Source organism: Kineococcus sp. GCM10028916, assembly GCF_042674865.1.
GTDB lineage: Bacteria > Actinomycetota > Actinomycetes > Actinomycetales > Kineococcaceae > Kineococcus.
The window spans coordinates 137,889-157,473 of record NZ_JBHTFM010000017.1 but is presented as its reverse complement, the minus strand read 5'-3'; the positions used below and the strand labels follow the sequence as shown (position 1 = coordinate 157,473).

Annotated in this window: 20 protein-coding genes; 4 read left to right on the top strand and 16 right to left on the bottom strand. The window is 71.7% G+C overall.

Annotation, left to right across the window (positions count from 1 at the left end):
• Positions 1-75: 75 nt before the first annotated feature.
• The 9 genes from ACFQ46_RS17140 to iolC form a co-directional block, all read right to left on the bottom strand.
• A complete protein-coding gene (locus ACFQ46_RS17140) occupies positions 76-930 on the bottom strand; it encodes a sugar phosphate isomerase/epimerase family protein (protein ID WP_380260970.1) in 855 nt (284 codons plus the stop codon).
• A 47-nt stretch (positions 931-977) separates the two neighbouring features.
• Positions 978-2,036: a Gfo/Idh/MocA family protein gene (locus ACFQ46_RS17135; protein ID WP_380260584.1), complete on the bottom strand. Its 1,059-nt coding sequence runs from the start codon at positions 2,034-2,036 to the stop codon at positions 978-980.
• 62 nt (positions 2,037-2,098) lie between these two features.
• Positions 2,099-2,926 carry an ATP-binding cassette domain-containing protein gene (locus tag ACFQ46_RS17130; protein ID WP_380260583.1) on the bottom strand — a complete coding sequence of 276 codons (828 nt, stop codon included), beginning with the start codon at positions 2,924-2,926 and terminating at the stop codon, positions 2,099-2,101.
• Between the two features lie 5 nt (positions 2,927-2,931).
• Positions 2,932-3,915: an ABC transporter permease gene (locus ACFQ46_RS17125; RefSeq protein WP_380260968.1), complete on the bottom strand. Its 984-nt coding sequence runs from the start codon at positions 3,913-3,915 to the stop codon at positions 2,932-2,934.
• 188 nt (positions 3,916-4,103) lie between these two features.
• A complete protein-coding gene (locus ACFQ46_RS17120) occupies positions 4,104-5,006 on the bottom strand; it encodes a TIM barrel protein (RefSeq protein WP_328293065.1) in 903 nt (300 codons plus the stop codon).
• A 206-nt stretch (positions 5,007-5,212) separates the two neighbouring features.
• Positions 5,213-7,138 (bottom strand): 3D-(3,5/4)-trihydroxycyclohexane-1,2-dione acylhydrolase (decyclizing), encoded by a 1,926-nt coding sequence (gene iolD / locus ACFQ46_RS17115; RefSeq protein WP_380260582.1) that lies wholly within the window; start codon positions 7,136-7,138, stop codon positions 5,213-5,215.
• 16 nt (positions 7,139-7,154) lie between these two features.
• Complete coding sequence (gene iolB, locus ACFQ46_RS17110) at positions 7,155-8,072, bottom strand: 5-deoxy-glucuronate isomerase (RefSeq protein ID WP_380260581.1); 918 nt, start codon at positions 8,070-8,072, stop codon at positions 7,155-7,157.
• 10 nt (positions 8,073-8,082) lie between these two features.
• Positions 8,083-8,967, bottom strand: a complete 885-nt coding sequence (locus tag ACFQ46_RS17105; RefSeq protein ID WP_328293068.1) for a deoxyribose-phosphate aldolase — start codon at positions 8,965-8,967, stop codon at positions 8,083-8,085.
• Entirely contained in the window at positions 8,960-9,901 is a 942-nt protein-coding gene (gene iolC / locus ACFQ46_RS17100) for a 5-dehydro-2-deoxygluconokinase (RefSeq protein ID WP_380260966.1), read from the bottom strand. The genes ACFQ46_RS17105 and iolC overlap by 8 nt, the downstream gene beginning before the upstream one ends.
• A gap of 242 nt (positions 9,902-10,143) precedes the next feature.
• Here iolC and ACFQ46_RS17095 point away from each other — a divergent pair, with 242 nt between their 5' ends.
• Positions 10,144-10,881, top strand: coding sequence for a GntR family transcriptional regulator (locus ACFQ46_RS17095; RefSeq protein ID WP_380260580.1), 738 nt, complete (start codon positions 10,144-10,146; stop codon positions 10,879-10,881).
• Between the two features lie 14 nt (positions 10,882-10,895).
• Here ACFQ46_RS17095 and ACFQ46_RS17090 read toward each other — a convergent pair whose 3' ends face one another.
• On the bottom strand, positions 10,896-11,924 hold the full coding sequence (locus ACFQ46_RS17090; RefSeq protein ID WP_380260579.1) for a saccharopine dehydrogenase NADP-binding domain-containing protein: 1,029 nt from the start codon (positions 11,922-11,924) through the stop codon (positions 10,896-10,898).
• A 76-nt stretch (positions 11,925-12,000) separates the two neighbouring features.
• On the opposite strand from ACFQ46_RS17090, the gene ACFQ46_RS17085 reads away from it, so the two are divergent.
• Positions 12,001-12,582 (top strand): TetR/AcrR family transcriptional regulator, encoded by a 582-nt coding sequence (locus ACFQ46_RS17085; protein WP_380260578.1) that lies wholly within the window; start codon positions 12,001-12,003, stop codon positions 12,580-12,582.
• On the opposite strand, the gene ACFQ46_RS17080 is transcribed toward ACFQ46_RS17085, so the two are convergent.
• The gene (locus tag ACFQ46_RS17080; protein ID WP_380260577.1) at positions 12,549-14,021 is read right to left on the bottom strand and encodes a sugar porter family MFS transporter; all 1,473 of its coding nucleotides are present in this window, start codon (positions 14,019-14,021) and stop codon (positions 12,549-12,551) included. The two genes, ACFQ46_RS17085 and ACFQ46_RS17080, sit on opposite strands and share 34 nt — an antisense overlap.
• A gap of 175 nt (positions 14,022-14,196) precedes the next feature.
• Between ACFQ46_RS17080 and ACFQ46_RS17075 the strand changes: the two genes are divergently transcribed.
• Entirely contained in the window at positions 14,197-14,673 is a 477-nt protein-coding gene (locus ACFQ46_RS17075) for a heme-degrading domain-containing protein (protein WP_380260576.1), read from the top strand.
• 22 nt (positions 14,674-14,695) lie between these two features.
• Here the strand turns inward: ACFQ46_RS17075 and ACFQ46_RS17070 are convergent, their stop codons facing one another.
• The 4 genes from ACFQ46_RS17070 to ACFQ46_RS17055 all read right to left on the bottom strand — a co-directional run bounded on the left by ACFQ46_RS17070 (position 14,696) and on the right by ACFQ46_RS17055 (position 17,800).
• The gene (locus ACFQ46_RS17070) at positions 14,696-15,064 is read right to left on the bottom strand and encodes a hypothetical protein (RefSeq protein WP_380260575.1); all 369 of its coding nucleotides are present in this window, start codon (positions 15,062-15,064) and stop codon (positions 14,696-14,698) included.
• Between the two features lie 225 nt (positions 15,065-15,289).
• On the bottom strand, positions 15,290-16,180 hold the full coding sequence (locus ACFQ46_RS17065) for an aminoglycoside phosphotransferase family protein (RefSeq protein WP_380260964.1): 891 nt from the start codon (positions 16,178-16,180) through the stop codon (positions 15,290-15,292).
• 8 nt (positions 16,181-16,188) lie between these two features.
• Positions 16,189-16,887, bottom strand: a complete 699-nt coding sequence (locus ACFQ46_RS17060; protein ID WP_380260574.1) for a copper homeostasis protein CutC — start codon at positions 16,885-16,887, stop codon at positions 16,189-16,191.
• 19 nt (positions 16,888-16,906) lie between these two features.
• On the bottom strand, positions 16,907-17,800 hold the full coding sequence (locus tag ACFQ46_RS17055; protein WP_380260573.1) for an SDR family oxidoreductase: 894 nt from the start codon (positions 17,798-17,800) through the stop codon (positions 16,907-16,909).
• Positions 17,801-17,884: 84 nt separating this feature from the next.
• Between ACFQ46_RS17055 and ACFQ46_RS17050 the strand changes: the two genes are divergently transcribed.
• Positions 17,885-18,448, top strand: coding sequence for a TetR/AcrR family transcriptional regulator (locus ACFQ46_RS17050; RefSeq protein WP_380260572.1), 564 nt, complete (start codon positions 17,885-17,887; stop codon positions 18,446-18,448).
• A gap of 45 nt (positions 18,449-18,493) precedes the next feature.
• Here ACFQ46_RS17050 and ACFQ46_RS17045 read toward each other — a convergent pair whose 3' ends face one another.
• Complete coding sequence (locus tag ACFQ46_RS17045; RefSeq protein ID WP_380260571.1) at positions 18,494-19,573, bottom strand: Gfo/Idh/MocA family protein; 1,080 nt, start codon at positions 19,571-19,573, stop codon at positions 18,494-18,496.
• Between the last annotated feature and the right edge of the window lie 12 nt (positions 19,574-19,585).

Here is a 19,585-nt window from a genome sequence, read left to right as displayed (position 1 = left end):
CTCACCTGCGCCGACGGCCGGGCCGGGCGGTGCATCCGTGGGGTGACCCACCCGGGTGGGTGGGTCACCGGTCGATCACCAGCGGTCGACGAACTCCTGGATCCGCTGGCGCATGGAGCGGCTGGACTCCTCGGCCTTCTCCTCCCAGGCGAAGACGCTGGAGCAGAGGGCTCCGGAGAACCCGACCTCACCCAGAGCGGAGAAGATGCCGTCGAAGTCGACCTCACCCTCGCCGATGTTTAGGTGCTGGTGGATCCGTGCGGTGGAACCCGGCGGGTTGACGATGTAGCGCAACCCGCTGGAGGCCCGGAAGTCGAAGCTGTCCGCCACGTGGACGTGGCGGACCAGGTCACCCGCGTAGCGGATGATCCCCGGGCCGTCGCCGCCCTGGTGGTAGGTGTGCGGGGTGCAGTAGACGAACCCGATCCAGGGCTGGTCCAGACCCCGGACGAGGTCGACGGCCCGGTAGCCGTCCTCGACGAAGTCGTCGGGGTGCGGTTCGAGGCGCAGTTCGATCCCCTTCTCCTCGAAGTGCGGGAGCAGTTCCTCGAGGGAGTCGAAGAACCGCGCCTCGCTGGCTTCGGGGAGCTCCGGGCGACCGTTGAACTCGCTCTGCACCACGGGGACGCCGAGTTCCGTCGTCACCTCAAGGATGCGCTTCACGTTGCGCACGGCCTGCTTGCGCTCGTCCTCGCCCGGACCGGACCACCGCTGCACGAACTGCGTGGAGGCCACCCCGACCCCGGCCGCGTCCAGGGCGGACCGGAACTTCCGGACGGTCGCGAGGTCGACCCGGGGGTGGCGGAAGAAGGGGATGAAGTCCTCGCGCGGCGAGAGCTCGATCCACTCGTAGCCGAGGTCGGCGACCAGTCCGGGGAGGTCCAGCAGCGGCACCTCGCGGAACATGTAGGTGTCGAGCGCGATCTGCAGGTCCGCGTTGCGCGGTACGGCGTCGGCGACGAACCCGGGAGCCAGGCTCACGGTTTCACCCCCAGGTCGATCTCGACGCGCTCCCCGGTGCGCAGGGACTCCACCCCGGCGGCACACACCGCGGCCGCCGCGTAGCCGTCCCAGACGCCCGGCCCGTCGACGTTCGCCCCGGAGCGGACGGCGTCGATCCAGCGCTGGAACTCCACGTCGTAGGCGGCGCCGAACCGTTCCTTGAAGTCCTTGGGGATGCTGCCCCCCCAGCCCTGGCCGGACTGGGTGACCATGCCCTCGGGCAGGCCGATGCGCGCCTGCCCCTTCTCGGCCACGAGTTCGGTGCGCACCTCGTAGCCGAAGGTGGTGTTCACGAAGATCTCGACGTCCACGAGGATCCCGGACTCGGTCTCCATGATGACGAACTGCGGGTCCCGCAGCCCTTCGGGGGCGGCGCTCGTCGACCGCGGCGCGATGACGCGGATCGCCACGATCTCCTCCCCCGTCAGGTAGCGGGCGATGTCGACCTCGTGCACGACGGAGTCGAGGACGAGCATCTCGGAGGAGAAGTTCGGCGGGGTCGTCGCGTTGCGGTGGGCGCAGTGCAGGAACAGCGTCCGACCGTACTCACCGGACTCGACGAGCCCCCGCAGCTGCTGGTACCCGGCGTCGAAGCGACGCATGAAACCGACCTGCACGAGCGGGCGACCCAGGGCCGCCTCGGCCTCGACGATCCGCCGCGACGTCTCCGGCGAGGTCGTGAGGGGCTTCTCGCAGAGGACGGGCTTGCCGGCCTCGAGCGCCACCAGCACGAGGTCCTCGTGGGTGAAACCCGGGGTGGCGATGACGATGGCGTCGACCTCGGGGTCGAGGATCGCGGCCTTGGGGTCGTGGATGGCCCGGACCCCGAACTCGGCGGCCACGGCGTCGGTCCGCGCCGCGTCGACGTCGCTGACGGCGACCAGTTCCGCGCCCGCGGTCAGCGTCGCCAACCGCCGGGCGTGGTCCTGGCCCATCATGCCGACCCCGAGCACGGCGACCCGCACGGCGCGGTCCCGGTCGTAGCCCGCCCGGGCGCTGTCCGGTTCCAGGGCGGTGGTGGTCGAGGTGCTCATGACGGGTCGTCTCTCCTTCTCGTGCTTCTCGGGGTCTTGCGGGGTCTCGCGGGGTCTTCGGGTCAGAGCTTGTCGGTCGCCGCGGTGACGGCCGACAGTTCGTGGCTGAGGGCTTCGAGCTCGGCGCCCCCGGCCATCTCGTTGGTCAACTGGTCCAGCGAGATCTCCGCGCGGGAGGAGTCCAGGGACACGTTGCCGCGGTTGAGGATCACGAAGTGGTTGCCGACCAGGTACGCGTGGTGGGGGTTGTGGGTGATGAAGATGACCCCGAGTCCCGCGTCACGGGCCTTCGCGACGTACTTGAGCACCACCCCGGACTGCTTGACGCCCAGCGCGGCCGTCGGCTCGTCCAGGATCAGCACCTTCGCCCCGAAGTAGATCGCCCGGGCGATCGCGATGCACTGGCGCTGACCACCGGAGAGCGCCCCCACCGGACGGTCCAGGTCGGGCACCGAGATGCCCATCTTGGTCAGTTCCTCACCGGTGATCCGCACCATCGACTTCACGTCCAGGCTGGCGAAGGGACCCCAGCCCTTGCGCATCTCCTGGCCGAGGAAGAAGTTGCGCCAGATCGACATCAGCGGCACCAGCGCCAGGTCCTGGTAGACCGTCGCGATCCCCCGTTCCAGCGAGTCGCGCGGGGAGGAGAAGTGCACCTCCTCACCGTTCACGGTGAGGACCCCGTCGGAGTGCGTGTGCAACCCGGCGATGATCTTGATGAGCGTGGACTTCCCGGCGCCGTTGTCCCCCAGCACGCAGGTGATCTCACCCTGGCGCACGGACAGCGTCACCCCGCGCAGCGCGTGCACGTTGCCGTACTTCTTGCCCACGTCGTCCAGGCGCAGGATCTCCTGGTTGGGAGCCTGCTGGCCGCTGTCGGGACCTGTCATCGCGTTCACCTCTTCGCCGCCTGGTTCTTCACCACGAGGTTGACCACGGTCGCGATGACGAGCATCGCGCCCAGGAACAGCTTGTTCCAGTCCGCGTTCCACCCCGCGTAGACGATGCCGTTGGTGACGACCCCGTAGATCAGCGCGCCGATCGCGGCACCGATCGCCGAGCCGTACCCACCGGTCATCAGGCAACCGCCGACGACGGCCGCGATGATGTAGAACAGCTCGTTGCCGACGCCGTTGCCCGACTGGACGTTGGAGTAGGCGAACAGGTTGTGCATCCCCAGCAGCCACGCCGTGAACCCGACGCCCATGAACAGGCCGATCTTCACGGCCTTCACCGGGACACCGACCGCGCGGGCGGCAGCCGGGTCCCCGCCGGCGGCGAAGATCCAGTTCCCGACCCGGGTCCGCAGCAGGATCCACGTCGCCACGACCACGAGGACGACCCAGAAGATGATCGGCACCCGCAGTCCGTTGCCCACCGGCAGGGAGTAGTTGAAGAACGCCCTGGCCGAGGAGTACCCGGCCATGTCGGTGATCGTCGGCGAGGACACCCCGCCGGAGACGACCTTCGTCACGCCCAGGTTCAGACCGGTCAGCATGAAGAACGAGCCGAGGGTGATGATGAAGCTCGGCAACCCCGTCCGGACGAACAACCACCCGTTGAAGAGGCCGACGGCCAGGGCCACGACGAGCGAGATCAGCACGCCGACCCAGATGTTCAGGTGCAGCTGGTAGGCCGTGGTCGCCGCCGTCAACGACGCCGTCGTCACCGCGACACCGGCGGAGAGGTCGAACTCCCCGCCGATCATCAGCAGCGCCACGCTGACGGCCATGATGCCGATCGTGGAGCTGGAGTAGAGCACGGTGAAGATGCTCGCGCCCGAACGCAGCGTCGGGGCCACGGCGAGGAACAGCACGAGCAGGGCGATCGCTCCGATGAGCGACCCGATCTCCGGACGGGAGATCAGCGAGGCCAGCACGGAGCGGCGCTGGACGCGGTCGTCGGCCGAGGTGGCCTTCCCGCCCGAGTGCGTGGTCGGGGGTTCCTGTCCCGTGGCGCTCTGCACGCTGTGACTCACGGGGTCACGCTCCCCGTCGCAGTGCGAATCTCCATCGATCCGTTCCTCTCTGGTGTGCCGAGCCGATCCGGCGTTCGAACGGCGAAGGTCTAGCGGCAGGAGTTGAGGTACGTGCGGGTGCGGGTGGCGATCGGCAGGGGTGCGTCGAAGGCCACCGGGTAGAGGTCCTGCTCGACGATCGCGAAGAGGTCGCGGCCGAGGCCCTCGAGCGCCTCGAGGATCGGCGGCATGGCCGGGATCCCGTGCGGCGGCTCGACCATGGCGCCCAGCTTGACGGCCTCGCCGAACGGGAGGTCCTCGGCCTTCACCCTGGCGACGATCGCCGGGTCCACCTGCTTGAGGTGGACGTAGGCGATCCGGTCGGGGTGGTCGGCGATGATCTTCAGGTTGTCGCCACCGGAGTACGACACGTGCCCGGTGTCGAGGCAGAGCTTCACCACGTCGGGGTCGGTCAGTTCGAGGAACCGGTCGACCTCGGCGTGGGTGTCGATGTGGGTGTCGGCGTGGGAGTGGACCGCGATCTGCAGGCCGTAGCCGTTGCGCACGTCCCGGCCGAGGCGGTCCATGCCGGCGGCGAGGCGGGCCCAGCCGTCCTCGTCCAGCTCGCGCGGTTCGATCTGCTCGCCGGTCTTGTCGCTGCGCCACTGGCCGGGGATCACCACGAGGTGGGTGCCGCCCATGGCCTGGGTGAGCTTGGCGACCTGCTCGACCTGCGCCCACGCCTCGTCGTAGTGGTCGGGGCGGTGCAGGGCGGCGAAGATCGTGCCGGCGGACACCTTGAGCCGACGCTTCTCGAGCTCGTCGGAGAGCTCGGCGGGGTCGGTCGGGAGGTAGCCGTACGGCCCCAGCTCGATCCACTCGTAGCCGGCGTCGACGACCTCGTCGAGGAAGCGGGCGGCGGGGGTCTGCAGCGGGTCCTCGGCGAACCAGACGCCCCAGGAGTCCGGGGCGGTGCCGATGGTCACGGCGCCTGTTGTCGGGGTGCGGCCCATGGGGAAGTTCCTCCACGTCGTCGTGCGTCGCCGTCCCGGCGGGGAGGGCGACTGCGGAAACTGTCGCGCGTGAACGCGCGAACTGTCAAGCGATTGTCGTTACATACTTACCTCTCCGCGACCTCAGGAGAAGCGGCACCCGGCCCCACCGGGGCCGGGACGACGAACGTCCCCCCGGGTAAGTGCTTACCCGGGGGGACGTGGCGTCAGAGGAGCGGGCGTTGCGTCTCCTTCTTCCCCTCGTACCAGGTGCGCGCGGTCCGGGTGGACTCCAGGCGCGACACCTCCGAGACCGGGACGTCCCACCAGCCGCCCCCGTCGGGGGCCTCGGAGTAGAGGTCGGTCTCGACGTACACGCAGGTCGACTCCGTGGACGCCTTGGCGTCCTGGAGGGCCGCCACGAGCTCCTTGCGGGTCCCGGCGCGCAGCGTCCGGATCCCGAGGCTCTCGACGTTCGCCGCGAGGTCCACGGGGAGCTTCGCGCCCTCGAGACGACCGGACTCCGCACGCCGGCGGTACTTCGTCCCGTAGCGCTGCGACCCGTGCTGCTCGGACAACGCGCCGATCGAGGCGAACCCGTGGTTCTGCAGCAGGACGACGATGAGCTTCACGTCCTCCTGGACCGCCGTCACGAGTTCGGTCGGCATCATCAGGTAGGAACCGTCCCCGACCGTGACGAACACGTCCCGGTCCGGGGCGGCGAGGGCCACCCCGATCCCGCCGGGGATCTCGTAGCCCATGCAGGAGAAGCCGTACTCGACGTGGTACTGCTTCGGGTCGCGGCTGCGCCACATGCAGTGCAGGTCACCGGGCAGCGAACCTGCGGCGCACACCACGACGTCGCGGTCCCCGGCCACCTCGTCGACGGCGCCGATGACCTCGGCCTGGGCCAGCAGCCCCGTCTCGTCCCCGATCCCGGAGTGGAAGAACTCCTCCACCACGGCGTCCCACTCCCGGTTCAGCCGGGCCGCGCGCTCGCGGTAGGCGTCCGGGGTCGAGAAACCCTCCAGCGCGGCGGTGAGGGCCTCGAGGGCCTCCCGGGCGTCCGCCTGGACGGGCAGGCCGGCGTGCTTGACCGCGTCGAGGGAGGCGACGTTCACGTTCACGAACTTCACGTCCGGGTTCTGGAACACCGTCCGGGAGGCCGTCGTGAAGTCGGAGTAGCGGGTACCGATGCCGATCACGACGTCGGCCTCCGCGGCGATCTCGTTCGCGGCCGTGGTCCCGGTGGACCCGATGGCCCCCAGCGACAACGGGTGGTCGTAGCGGATCGCCCCCTTGCCGGCCTGCGACTGCCCGACGGGGATGCCGGTGGCCTCCACGAACGCCTTGAGCGCCTCGGTGGCCCGGGAGTACACGACCCCACCCCCCGCGACGACCATCGGCGCCTTCGCGGAGCGGATGAGTTCCGCGGCCTCGGCGATGACGATCTTCTCCGGGACGGGCCGCGCGATGCGCCAGGTCCGTTCCCGGAACAGCTCCACCGGGAAGTCCCAGGCCTCGGCCTGCAGGTCCTCGGGCAGGCAGATCGTCGCCGCTCCCGTCTCCGCCGGGTCGGTCAGCACGCGCATCGCGCCCAGCAGCGCCGAGACGAGCTGCTCGGGACGCCAGACCCGGTCGAAGAACTTCGACAGCGGGCGGAACGCGTCGTTGACCGACACGTCGTAGCCGTAGGGCTGTTCGAGCTCCTGCAGCACCGGCGAGGCGACCCGGGTCGCGAACACGTCGCTGGGCAGCAGCAGGACGGGGATCCGGTTGACCGTCGCGAGCGCGGCACCGGTCAGCATGTTCGTGGACCCCGGGCCGACCGACGCCGTCACGGCGAGGGTCTGCAGCCGGTCCTGCTGGCGGGCGAAACCCACGGCCGCGTGGACCATGGCCTGCTCGTTGCGACCGGTCATGTACCGCAGCTGCGCCGGCGGGTTCCAGTCCGGGGTGCCGACCTCGGCCTCCAGCAGGGCCTGCCCGATCCCGGCCACGTTGCCGTGACCGAAGATGCCGAAGACGCCGCCGAAGAACTGCTGACGGACGCCGTCGCGTTCGCTGAACTGGGCCTGCAGGAACCGCACGACGGCCTGCGAGACCGTCAACCGCACCGTCTGCACTGCCGGGTTGGGGGGAACCGCACTCATCTCGATCTCTCAGTTCTCAGCGGGGTACGGGACTGGCGCCCGTCGGGGTGGAGTAGAAGGGCAGCCGGGGGTCGACCGGCTGCTGTTCCCAGGTCGATCGCACCCAACCGTGGGCGGGATCGTCGCAGATCTTCCAGGCCCGTTCCGTCTCCGGTCCGGCCATGACGTTCAGGTAGTACATGTCGTAGGCGGGGTTGGCCACCGAGGGCCCGTGCCAGCCGTGCGGGATCAGCACGACGTCCCCGGACCGGACCTCCTCCAGCACCTCGATCGGTCGCGCAGGGTCGTCGACGTCGCCGTAGACCTGCTGGAACCCCACGCCACCGGGAACGGTCGGCACACCGGCCGGGGCCAGCGCGCGGAACTCGTAGTAGTAGATCTCCTCGAGGTCGCTCTCCACGTCGCTGGTCCGGTCGTGGCGGTGCGGCGGGTAGGACGACCAGTTGCCGCCGGGGGTGATGACCTCGCAGGCGATGAGCTTGTCGGTCTCGAACGCCGCCGGGGTGGCGAAGTTGTTGACCTGGCGGCTGCACTGCCCGGCCCCGCGCAGTTCGACGGGAACCCCCGAGGCCGGGCCGTAGCGGAAGGGCAGGCGGCGTGACGCCCGTGCGCCCGGGAACGAGAACACGCCGCCTGCGGCACTGTGGACGCTCAGCTCGCTGTCGCGGCCGACGTAGGCGAAGTCGCTGACCCCGTCGAAGACCCCGGTGCGGCCGTGGAGTTCGAGCGTCTCCCCCTCGACCGTCACCGAGCAGGAACCCGACAGCGGCAGGACGAGCAGTTCGTCCGCGCCGGTGGTGAAGGTGTGGCGGGCGCCGGGCGCCAGGGTCAGGGTGCGCAGGCCGGAGAACCCCCAGCCCGCCGACTCCGGCGTCACCACCAGGTCGAAGCCGTCGGCCCCCGCGCTACCGGCGGGAACGTGGAGATCGGTCACGGGAGACTCCTCAACGGACGAGCGAGACGGCGGTCTTGACGGCGGTGGCGACGTCACCGTCCGGCGGGTAGAGCAACGTCCGACCCACCGTGAGGCCGCGCACCGACGGCAGCGCGAGCGCCTTGCGCCACGTCGCGAAGGTCTCCTCCGGGGAGGTCGCCGGGTCCCCGCCGAGCAGCAGGGTCGGCAGGGTGGTGGACTCCATGACGCGTTCCATGTCATCGACGACGGGGATCTTGAGCCAGGTGTACGCCGTCGTGCGCCCCAGGGCCTGGGCCACGTTGACGGACTTGATGACCCCCTCGGCGCTGAGGTCGTGGACGACCTTGCCGCCCTCGTTGCGCGACCAGAAGGGTTCGATCATCGCGATGAGCCTGCGGGCGGCGAGTTCGCTGATGGCGTCGGCCGAGGCCGTCAGCGTCGGCAGGGTGCCGGCGTCGTCGAGGGCGATGCGGGTGAGGAACTTGCCGCCGTCGAGGTTCATGTCCTCGATGGCCTGCGCGTCGTAGCCGGTGAAGCGGTCGTCGAGTTCGAACGCGGCCCCCTGCAGGCCACCGCGGTTCATCGACCCGAAGACGACCTTGTCCTCCAGCGCCCCGAGGAGGGTGAGGTCCTCGATGATGTCGGCGGACCCGAGGAGACCGTCGACGCCGGGGACGGCGAGCGCCACCTGCAAGCGGTCGAGGAGTTCGGTCCGGTCGGCCATCGCCATGGCGTTGCCGCCGACGCCGTTGGCCCCGCGGGCGGGGTGGTCGGCGGCGATGACCATGAGGCGACCGTCGGACCCCAGCACCGGACGTCGCCGCCGCGCCCGGGAGAGCTCGAGGATGCGTTCGGGGTGGCGCGCGCGGATCTCCGAGACCTCGGCGTAGTCCTTCGCGAACTGGTCAGGCACGGGCAGCGACCTCCTCGAGCAGGGCCTCCACCTCGGAGGTGAACGGCATGGCGGTGGAGCACTCGCGCCGGGTGGCGACGATCGCGCCGGCGGCGTTGGCGAAGCGCAGGACCTTCTCGAGGTCCCAGCCGGAGAGCAGGCCGTGGCAGAGCGCACCGCCGAACCCGTCGCCGGCGCCGAGCCCGTTGACGACCTCGACCGGGGTCGGGGGGACCTCGACGAACTCGGTCCCGTTCGGGCCGCGGGTCGCGCCGAGCACGCCCTTGGGTCCCTGCTTGACGATGGCGATCTCGACCCCGGCGGCCAGCAGCGCCTCGGCGGCCCTGCGGGGTTCCGTCTCGCCCACGGCGACCTCGCACTCCTCCTTGTTGCCGACGGCGACGGTCACGTGCTGCAGCGCACGCTGGACCTGTTCGGTCGCCTCGGCCGCGGAGGACCAGAACATCGGGCGGTAGTCGAGGTCGAGCACGGTGAGCGGGGCGCGCCCGCGGGCCTGCCAGGCGGCGAAGTGCGCCCCGCGGCTGGGTTCCTCGGAGAGCCCCGTGACCGTGGCCCAGAAGATGCCGGCCGCGCGGACGGCGTCGAGGTCGAGTTCCTCGGCGCGGATCTGCAGGTCCGGCGCGGTGGGCTGACGGTAGAAGAGCAGCGGGAAGTGGTCGGGCGGGTACATCTCGCAGAACGCCAGGGGCGTGTTGAGCCCGTCGACCCCCGAGACGAACCGGTCGGAGACGCCGAAGTCCGCGAGCGCCTTGTGGATGAACGTCCCGAACGCGTCGTGGCCCGTGCGGGTGATGACGGCCGCGGCGCGACCGTGCCGGGCGGCGGCGACGGCGACGTTGGTCGCACTGCCCCCCAGGTACTTCCCGAAGGTCTCGACGTCCTCGAGGCCCGTGTTGTCCTGCAACGGGTAGAGGTCGACGCCGACCCTGCCCATGGTCACGACGTCCAGCGCGGCCGTGTTGCTCACGCGAGGTCCCCTCCCAGTCCGGATGATCTGTGCCGTCCCGGGCCGCAGCGGCGCGGTGGCAGGGACGAGCGTGCTCCGCGGGAGGCCTCCGTGTCAAGCTTTGTCAGGACAAACGAACCTCCTGACGTGCACACCTCCGGACGGCTACGATGACGGCTCGGCGGCACGGCGACGTAGCTGCGCCGCCCATCGCGACGTTCGGAGCTGTGGTGAACGATCTGTTCTACGACCTGGACCGCTCGAGCCCGGTCCCCCTGTACTTCCAGGTCGCCCGCCAGATCGAGCAGGCCATCGAGGGCGGCAAGCTCCCCCCGGGTTCCCGGCTCGACAACGAGATCCACCTGGCCGACCAGCTCGGGCTGTCCCGCCCGACGATGCGTCGCGCGATCCAGCAACTGGTCGACAAGGGCCTGCTGGTCCGCAAGCGCGGGGTCGGCACCCAGGTCGTGCACGGTCAGGTGACCCGCCCCGTCGAACTGACCAGCCTGCACGACGACCTGGTGCAGTCGGGCCAGCACCCGGCGACGCAGGTCCTGCTGCACGAGATGGACGGGGCCGCCGACGACGTGGCCGGCAGTCTCGCGATCGCTCCCGGGACCCCCGTCCTGCACCTGCGCCGGCTGCGGACCTCCGGTGGTGAACCCCTCGCGGTGCTGGAGAACTGGCTGCCCGCCCCCTACACCGACCTGACGCTGGAGGCCCTCACCGAACGCGGCATGTACCAGTTGCTGCGCAGCCGCGGGGTGGGGATGCGCGTTGCGCGGCAACGGATCGGGGCCCGCCGGGGCAGCGCCGAGGAGTGTTCGCTGCTCGACGAGCGCCGGGGTGCGCCGCTGCTGACGATGGAACGCACGACCCACGACGACTCGGGCCGGGTCGTCGAGTACGGCCGGCACGTCTACCGGGCCAGCCGCTACGCGTTCGAGGTCACCCTCGTCGACCGCTGACGCTCAGCCGTCGATCAGCCGTTGATCAGCACCGCGCCGGCCGCCTCCGCGAGTCCGGTCCCGAAGAGTTCGACCGGGGTGAAGGCCCCCGGTCGTCCGTCCCCCGCGGCGAGCCGCAACGTGACCTCGGTCGCGGCGGCGACCGTGAAGTCCATGGCCTCCTCGGCCCGCAGCCACGCCGTGCGGGTCGTGCCGTCCGGCCACTCGACGCGGGCCCGGGCCCAGGTGTGGGCGCGCGGACGGGGACCGGCCTTCGTCCGGACCCGGGCCAGCGCACGGCCCGCCACCCGGGCGACGGGCCGCGTCGCCAGGACCGGCGCGAGAGCACGCAGCACGCCGGCCGGCACCCCGGTGGGGACGAACACCGAGGCCGCGGTGACGTTGTCGGTACGGCTCAGCCGTGCGGCGGCGAGCAGTTCCCCCGACGGCAGGGTCCCGGTGACGACGGAGTCGCCGTCGGGGGTCCGGACGCGTTCGGGCTCGCGTCCGAGGGCCGCGGCCGCGGAGAACCCGCGGACGATCGTGCGGGCCAGCGCCTCACCCAGCCGCCCCTCCTCGCCCGCGAGGGCGGCGATCGCGTCGATCCGCACCCGGCTCGGGACCCCGCGGGCCTCCTGTCCGGCGAGGGCCGCCCCGAGTGCGGCCTGGGTGCCGAGCACCCCGAACCCGGCACAGCCCACCGCGGTCCGCCCGGTCGCCACGAGAGCGTCGTGGCGGTCCAGGACCTCCTGCAGCGCATCGGGTTCGTTGCCGACGTCGACGTAGTGAGTGCCGGGCGGGCAGGCGTCCAGCACGGGGCCCGCGGTCTCCAGGAACGGACCGACGGTGTTCACCACGACGGCCGGCCCCGCCTGGGCGATCGCCGCCAGCGCACGGGGCGTGTCGGCCTCGAGGACCCGGACGTCACCGCTGATCCCGAGCGCCTCGAGCCGACCGCGGTCGCGGCCGACCAGGACGACGGGACGCCCCGTCGCCGCGACGTGCTGCGCGACCCGTCGACCGACCCGACCGGTGGCCCCGAGGACCCACACCTCTGCACTCACGCGTTCCTCCTGATGACATGACGTGTCATGACCATAGCCGTGATGACACGCCGCGTCATCCCTCTACGATGAGGGGGTGGGCCGATGGGAACCGGGGACGCGGGAACGTCTGGAGCGCGCTGCCCTCGAGCTCTTCGTCGAGCAGGGTTTCGCGGAGACGACGGTGCCGCAGATCACCGCGCGGGCCGGCCTCACCACGCGGACCTTCTTCCGGCACTACGCCGACAAGCGCGAGGTGTTCTTCGCCGGCGAGGACGAGGTCCTCGCCTCCGTCGCGGGCCACCTGGCCACGGCCGACCTCTCCGACGGGGCCCTGCCCCGGCTGCTGGCCGACCTGCCCGGCGTGGCGCTGGCGATGTTCGGCGACCGCCGCGAGGAACTCCGGCTGCGCCGGGGTCTGGTGGCCTCCGACGAGGGGCTCGCCGAACGGGAACTGCGCAAACGCGCCGCCCTCACCGCGACCCTCCAGCGCGGTCTCCGGGACCACGGGGTGGGCCGGGAGGAGGCCGCGCTGGCCGCGGGGATCACCACGGCCCTCATGCACACCGCCGTCCAGGCCTGGCTCGACGGGGCGGAGGGCACGATCGACGTCGTGGTGCGGCGCACGACCTCGCAGCTCGTCGATCAGCTGGCGAAGTCGCGCACCTCCTTGTCGTAGATCCGGCCCGAGGTGACCGCGTCCTCGAGTTCCTCCAGCGTCCGGCCGCGGGTCTCCGGGACCTGGGTGTGCACGAACACCAGAGCCAGCAGGTTGATGACGGCGAAACCGAAGAAGCACCCGGTGATGCCGACGGACGCGACCAGCGTCGGGAAGTACAACCCCAGGAACGCGTTGGTCAGCCACAGGACGAACACCGACGTCCCCATGCCGAGCGCCCGCATCTTCTGCGGGAAGATCTCGGACAGGGTGACCCAGGTGGCCACGTTGAGGAACGTCTGCATCGACCCGACGAAGGCCACCACGAGGAACAGGATCACCCACGGACGCAGGGCGTTGCCCACCGGCAGGGCCAGCGACGCCGCGCCGATCAGCAGGTGGCAGACGGTCGTCAGCGTGTAGCCGATGACGAACGTCCTCCGGCGGGAGAAGCTGTCCATCATCCGCAGCGCGATGAGCGCGCCGACGACGGCGATGATCCCGGGCGCGATGTTCACGATGAGCGCCGTGCTGTCGTCGAACCCGGCCTCCTTCAGGATGGCCTGGCCGTAGTACATGATCGAGTTGATCCCCGTGAGCTGCTGCGCCACACCGAGTCCGATGCCGATCAGCAGGATCCGCCGCAACCACCGGTTGGACAGGATCTGGCGCCAGTCCAGGGCGACGCGCTTGGAGTCCTCCCAGGTGGCGTCGGCGATCTGGCGGGCCTCGGCCTCCGCCCGACCGGCAGGACGGAGTTCGCGCAGGACCTCGACGGCCTCGTCGAACTTGCCGTGGTCGATCAGCCAGCGCGGGGACTCCGGCACCCGCAGCATCCCGACGAAGAGCGCGATCGCGGGCAGGGTGACGAAGGCCAGCATGATGCGCCAGACCCCGCCGTACTCGCCCCACACGTTGCCGACGATCGCGTTGACGACGAACGCGGCCAGCTGGCCGATGACGATCATCATCTCGTTGCGTCCCGACAGGGACCCGCGGATCTCGTAGGGCGCGAGTTCGGCCAGGAACACCGGCACCACCGTCGAGGCGGCCCCGACCGCCAGGCCGAGCAGGACGCGGCCGACGACCATGACCGCGAAGGTCGGCGCGAACACGCAGACCAGGGCGCCGACGAAGAAGAACGCCGACATCAGCAGGATGGCCTTGCGCCGACCCCACGCGTCGGAGAGCCGTCCGCCGGTGATCGCACCGACGGCGGCGCCGAAGAGGAGGGAACTCGTGACGACCCCCTCGGTGAACGCGGTGAGCCCGAGCTCCTCGACCATCGGGTCGAGGGCCCCGTTGATGACGCTCGTGTCGTAGCCGAAGAGCAGGCCGCCGAACGTCGCGACGAGGGCCACGACCCCGAGCCTGCGGCGGTAGGGACCTGCGCTCAGGGGCGGTAGCGCCGTCCCCGCTCCTCGTCCGGACGCGGCCGGCTTGCCCTGGGTGGTCGACACGGGAGAACTCCTTCGTTCCGGATGCACCTCGCCCGGAACCGTAAGCGCGCCCTCGTCAAGATGTCAAGACAAAGTACCCTCACGCGGCCCTCCGCCCCTCCGGCAGCGCGGCCGGCGCAGCGGCACGAGAGGATCACCGGGTACCTGCAGCCACCACGATCCCCTGGGGAGTCCCGTGAACGACGCCGACCTGCTCGCCCGCCTCACCGCCGACGAGGAGGAGCTGGTCCTGGACCGGTTCGACGAGGACGACGCGTGGCGTCTCGGTTCGCTGCTCGTGCAGCGCGGACGGGCCGAGGGACTGCCGCTGGCGCTCGCGATCCGCCGCAACGGTCAACGCCTCTTCCACGCCGCGCTGCCCGGTTCCGCCGCGGACAACGACCGCTGGCTGCAGCGCAAGATGAACGTCGTGGACGCCTTCGGCCACTCGTCCTTCCTGGTGGGGACGCGGTGGCGCCTCAGCGGGGCCGACTTCGACGTGGACGCGCGGCTGGACCCCCGCGAGTTCGCCGCCCACGGCGGGGCCTTCCCGCTGCGGGTGCGCGGGGTCGGCGTCGTCGGGTCCGTCGCGGCCTCGGGGCTGCCCCAGGCCGAGGACCACGCGTTCGTCGTCCGGGTCCTCGCCGAGTTCCTCACCCCCTCCCACCCGTGATCTCGCGGGGCGCGCCGGGGGCTCAGAGCTCGATGCCGCGCTCCAGGACGGCCAGCAGGCGTCGGGCCATGGCGAGGTTGGCGCGGGAGCGGTCGAGCACGAGGTAGAGGAACAGGCCCTGGCCGTTCTGGCTCTGCAGCAGGCGGAGCAGGTGGAACTGGGTCCCGAGGGTGACGAGGATGTCCTCGGGGGCGTCGTCCAGGCCGAGGCGGGCCAGGGTGCGCAGTTCGGCGCGCACGACGTCGGTGTTCCCCGCGGCGGCGATCTCGAGGTCGAGGGTGCCGCCCCCGGCGGAACCCAGGGTCATGCCGGACTCGTGGTCGACCAGCAGGGCCGCGATGGCGCCCTCGATCTCGAGGGCGCTCTTCAGGGTCTCGTTGACGTTGCTCACAGCAGTGCTCCTGGGTTCGAGGGGGGGCGAGGTGGTCCGGGAAGTGGTGGGCGGGGCTGTTCGCCCCGACACCTCAACCATGGCTCGATGACCGTGAGTGTTCAACCAGCGACCCTACGGTTACCCCCAGTGGCAGAGCGACCCGCTTCTGGGCGGGTGAGACCACACTGGGCCGGACGGGTGAGAAGGTTCCCCTCACCGCCCCGCGCCGGGCCCGACGCGTGCTCAGACCAGCGGATCGGCCACGATCCGAGCCAGCGTCGAGCGCCCCAGCGCGCTCATCCGCGGGTTCGTGACCTCGTAGTACCAGACGAGACCCATCGCCTGCTGGAACGCCCACGCCTGCGACCGGACCCAGGCGAGCCCGTCGCTCCCGACCGCGGTCCGGAACTCCTCCCGCTCCGGGTCGTCGAAGAGGTGCCACCCGACGACCAGGTCGAGCGCGGGGTCCGCCGGAGCGAGACCCCCGACGTCGAGGACACCGGCGAGGCGCCCCGCGGCGACGAGCACGTTGCCCGGGACGAGGTCCCCGTGCACGACGACGTCCGCCGACACGTGCGGCAGCCGCCGGAACCCCGACCACAGCGCCCGCAACCGCGGGACGTCGAGGAGGTCGCGGAGGTCCTGGCTCCGCTCGAAGCACTCGGCCATCCACGCGTCGTGCGCGTGCAGGTCACCCCCGCGACCCGGACCGGCGAAGCGCCTGCCGTGCAACGGGAGGGAGCGCACGTCGCGGACGAACGCGGCGAGGTCGCGGGCCAGTTCCGCGCCGTGGGCCACGTCGACCTCGTCCGCGGTGGTGCCCGGCAGCCAGGTGAAGACCGACCACTCGAAGGGGTACCCCTCCCCCGGCGCTCCGAGCGCCACCGGTTCCGGGGTGGGGAACCGGGTGACCCCGAGGAGTTCGCGGGCGGCCTCGACCTCGCGGCGCACGAGCCCGGCCGCCCCGGGGTGCAGCGGCAACCGCACCACCCACCGGTCCCCCAGGCGGAACACGGCGTTCACCGTCCCCGGCCCGTCGAGGGCGCGGACCGGTTCGTCCCGCCAGCGCGGGAACTGCCCATCCACGAGCCGCCTCACCAGCTCGGCACTCACGTCGACCTGGTCCTCGTGCATCGGCAGCGTCACGACGTCGCCCCCACGGCCGCGGTGACGAGGTCCGGATCGGTCCGGTACCGGGCCCCGAACCCCGCGTCGGCGGCCAGCAGCGACCGGGCCGAGAGGTGGACGGCACCCACGCCGGTGGCGGCCACCAGGTCCGGGACCCGCTCGGGACGCACCCCGCCGCCCGCCATCACCGTGAGCCGGCCGGCCGCCGCCACGACGGCGCGGGCGATCCGGTCGGTCCCGTCGTGGGCGGAAGACGCACCCCCGGACGTGAGGACGCGGTCCGCGCCGACGGCCAGGAGGTCCTCGACGCCGGACTCGACGTCGGGGTTCACGTCGAAACCCCGGTGGGCGGTGAGTTCCGCACCCGTGGCGACGTCACGGAGGCGACGCAGGGCGTCGAGGTCGAGACGTCCGTCGGGCCGCAGCGGCCCCACGACGATCCCCGCGGCGCCCGCCCCGAGCACCACCCCGGCGTCGCGCAGGACGATCGCGAGGTCGTCCGCGTCGTGGACGAAGTCGCCCGGCCGGGGCCGGAGCAGGACGTGCACCCCGACCGGTCCGGCGGCCTCGACCGCCCGTTCGACGAGACCGAGCGACGGGGTCAGACCGCCGACCTCCAGGGCCACGCACAACTCCACCCGGTGCGCCCCGGCGGCGCGGGCGACCCGCACCCCGTCGACGTCGGTCACGGCCACTTCGACGACGGTGCTCACGCCCCCACCCTGTCGGGCCTCAGGCGAAGTAGCCACCCCCGGCGAGGTCCTCGCCCAGCGTCGGACCGACCGGCTCCCAGTCCAGCAGGGCCTGGGTCTTGACGCTGGACGCGGGCATGTCCATGCCGAAGAAGAAGCCGATCCACCCGAGGGTCGAGGCGACCTCGTCCCCCTCGACGGAGACGACGGGGAGGCCGAGACCCGCACCGATGGCGGTGGCGATCTCCCGGGCGGTGATCCCCTCCTCCGCGGCGGCGTGCAGTCGCGTCCCGCTGGGCGCGCCCTCGACGGCGAGACGGACGAGGCGAGCGGCATCGGTCACGTGGACGGCCGACCAGCGGTTGGCGCCGTCGCCCACGTAGGCGGCGCGGCCCGCGGCACGGGCCGCGGCGACGATCGCCGCGATGAAACCGTGGTCCCCCGTTCCGTGGACGGTCGGGGCGAAGCGTGCGGCGAGGACGCGAACCCCTCGGTCGACGTAGTCGAAGGCGAGGTTCTCCGCGCCGCCACGCATCGAGTCGGGGCCGACGAACGGACTGACGTCGTCCTCGGTGCCGACACGCCCGGGCGCCAGTCCGCCGAGTCCGCCGGCCAGCAGGAACGGCCGGTCGGAACCCACGAGAGTGTTCGCGATCGTCTGCACCGCAGCACGTTCGGCGGCGTTGGAGACGGCCGGGTCGGCGAAGTCGTGCTTGTTGGCGAGGTGGACGGTCCCCTCGGTGGACTCCGCGCCACGGCGGAGGGCGTCGAGGTCGTCGAGGTCGCCGCGCAGGACTTCGGCCCCCTTGGCCTGCAACGCGGCGGCGGAGGCCTCGGAGCGCGCCAGGCCGAGGACCTGGTGCCCGTGGGCGAGGAACTCGTCGACGGTGTGGGAACCGATCCAGCCCGATGCTCCGGTGATGAAGACGCGCACGAGGTTCTCCTCAGGTAGTGATGTCAGCTTGCGACATCACCGTAGCGCTCGATGTCAGGTTCTGTCATCACCTAGGATGGGGCCATGGCACGGTGGGAACCCGGTTCGTCGCAGCGGTTGCAGCAGGCGGCCCTCGACCTCTTCGACGAGCAGGGCTACGAGCGGACCACCGTGGCCGAGATCGCGGCCCGCGCCGGGGTGACCGAGCGGACGTTCTTCCGCTGCTTCAGCGACAAGCGCGAAGTGCTGTTCGCGGGCAGCGAGCGCCTGCTGGAGGAGTTCACCCTCGCCGTGGCGAACTCCGTCGCCACCGCCCCCGCCGAGATGGCCGCGGACGCCCTGAGCGGTTCGAGCGAGTTCTTCGGCGAGGAACGCCGGCCGTGGGCCCGGCGCCGCGCGGCGGTCGTGTTCGGCCACCCCGCGCTCGCCGAACGCGAACAGCTGAAGATGGGCGCTCTGGCGACGGCCGTGGCCGCTGCCCTGCGCGAGCGCGGCGTCGGCGAACCCGCGGCGACCCTCCTGGCCCACTCCACGATCACGGTGTTCCGGGTCGCGTTCGAGACCTGGATCGCGGACGACACGGGCCGGACGATGACGCAGATCCAGCAGGAGCTGTTCGCGGCCCTGCGCCTCAGCCTGGCCGGCTGACCCGGCTGACCCGGCACCCGCCGGCCCGGCGCGGAGCGGGCGGTCTCAGCTCCAGGGTTCGCCGCCGACCCGGACGTCGGCGTGCGAGCGGGCCGACTCGGCCATGGCCAGGCTGATCGCGTGGTCCTGGCAGGCCTGCGCCAACGGGTACGGCTCGTCCCCCTCGCCGCGCGCCCAGGCCCCCGTCCGGGCCAGGAGTTCGGCCACGGCCACGTCGTCGTCGCTCATCCTCGTCCCGGCCCAGGCGTTGCGGTGCACGACCCGGCCGTCGAGGGCGATCGTGTCGAGGTCCACGCCCTCAAGGTTCAGGTCGATCCCGCGCCGCCGGTAGGAGAGGAGCGAGGTGACCGGGGTGACCGGGTCGACGAGCCGCGTCACGGCGTCGTCCGCGATCTCACCGCGGGTCCCCCGCACCAGGAGACGACGGCCCCGCAGCGGGTTCCACCACTGGTTGTCGGTGAAGTCGTAGAGCCCCGTGCGGCCGCCGAAGTCGAGGGTGGCGAGGGTCGTCGTCGCGTCCCGGGGTCGCGCCGAGGGGTCCCACCCGGCACCCGAGAGCGGGTCGAGGAGCGGGGCGGTGAACTCGCGGGCGTTGACGACGACGTCGTCCGTCCCGACGCCGAGGAGGCCGCGGACCAGCGACACCGCGTGGTACATGTGCGTCGAGGAGATCTGCACCGACGTCGGTTCCCCGATGGTCCCGTCGCGGACGACGGCCAGCCGGGCCGCGTGACCGGGCATCAGCAGGTACTGCTCCGCCACCTGGACGCGTCCGGAACCGCCGACGTCGTGCCACAACGACCGCAGACCCTCGACGTCCGGGGCGGGCGGCGTCTCGGCCAGGACCGGCACGCCCGCCGCGACGAGTTCGCGGACGAGGTCCGGCATCGCCGCCCAGGGCACCGAGGCGATGACGAAGTCGGGCTGCTCGCGCAACGCCTCCCCGAGGGTCAGCACCGCGGGAACCCCCCACCCGGCGGTGATCTCCTCGGCGCGACCGGCGGTGCGGGTGACCACCGAGGTCACCCGCAACCGGTCGGGCGCCATCCGGGCGAGGCGCACGAAGAACTCCGACCGCCACCCGCTCCCGACGACGGCGAAACGGGTCGGGGCGGGTGGGGTCACAGTTCCTCCTGC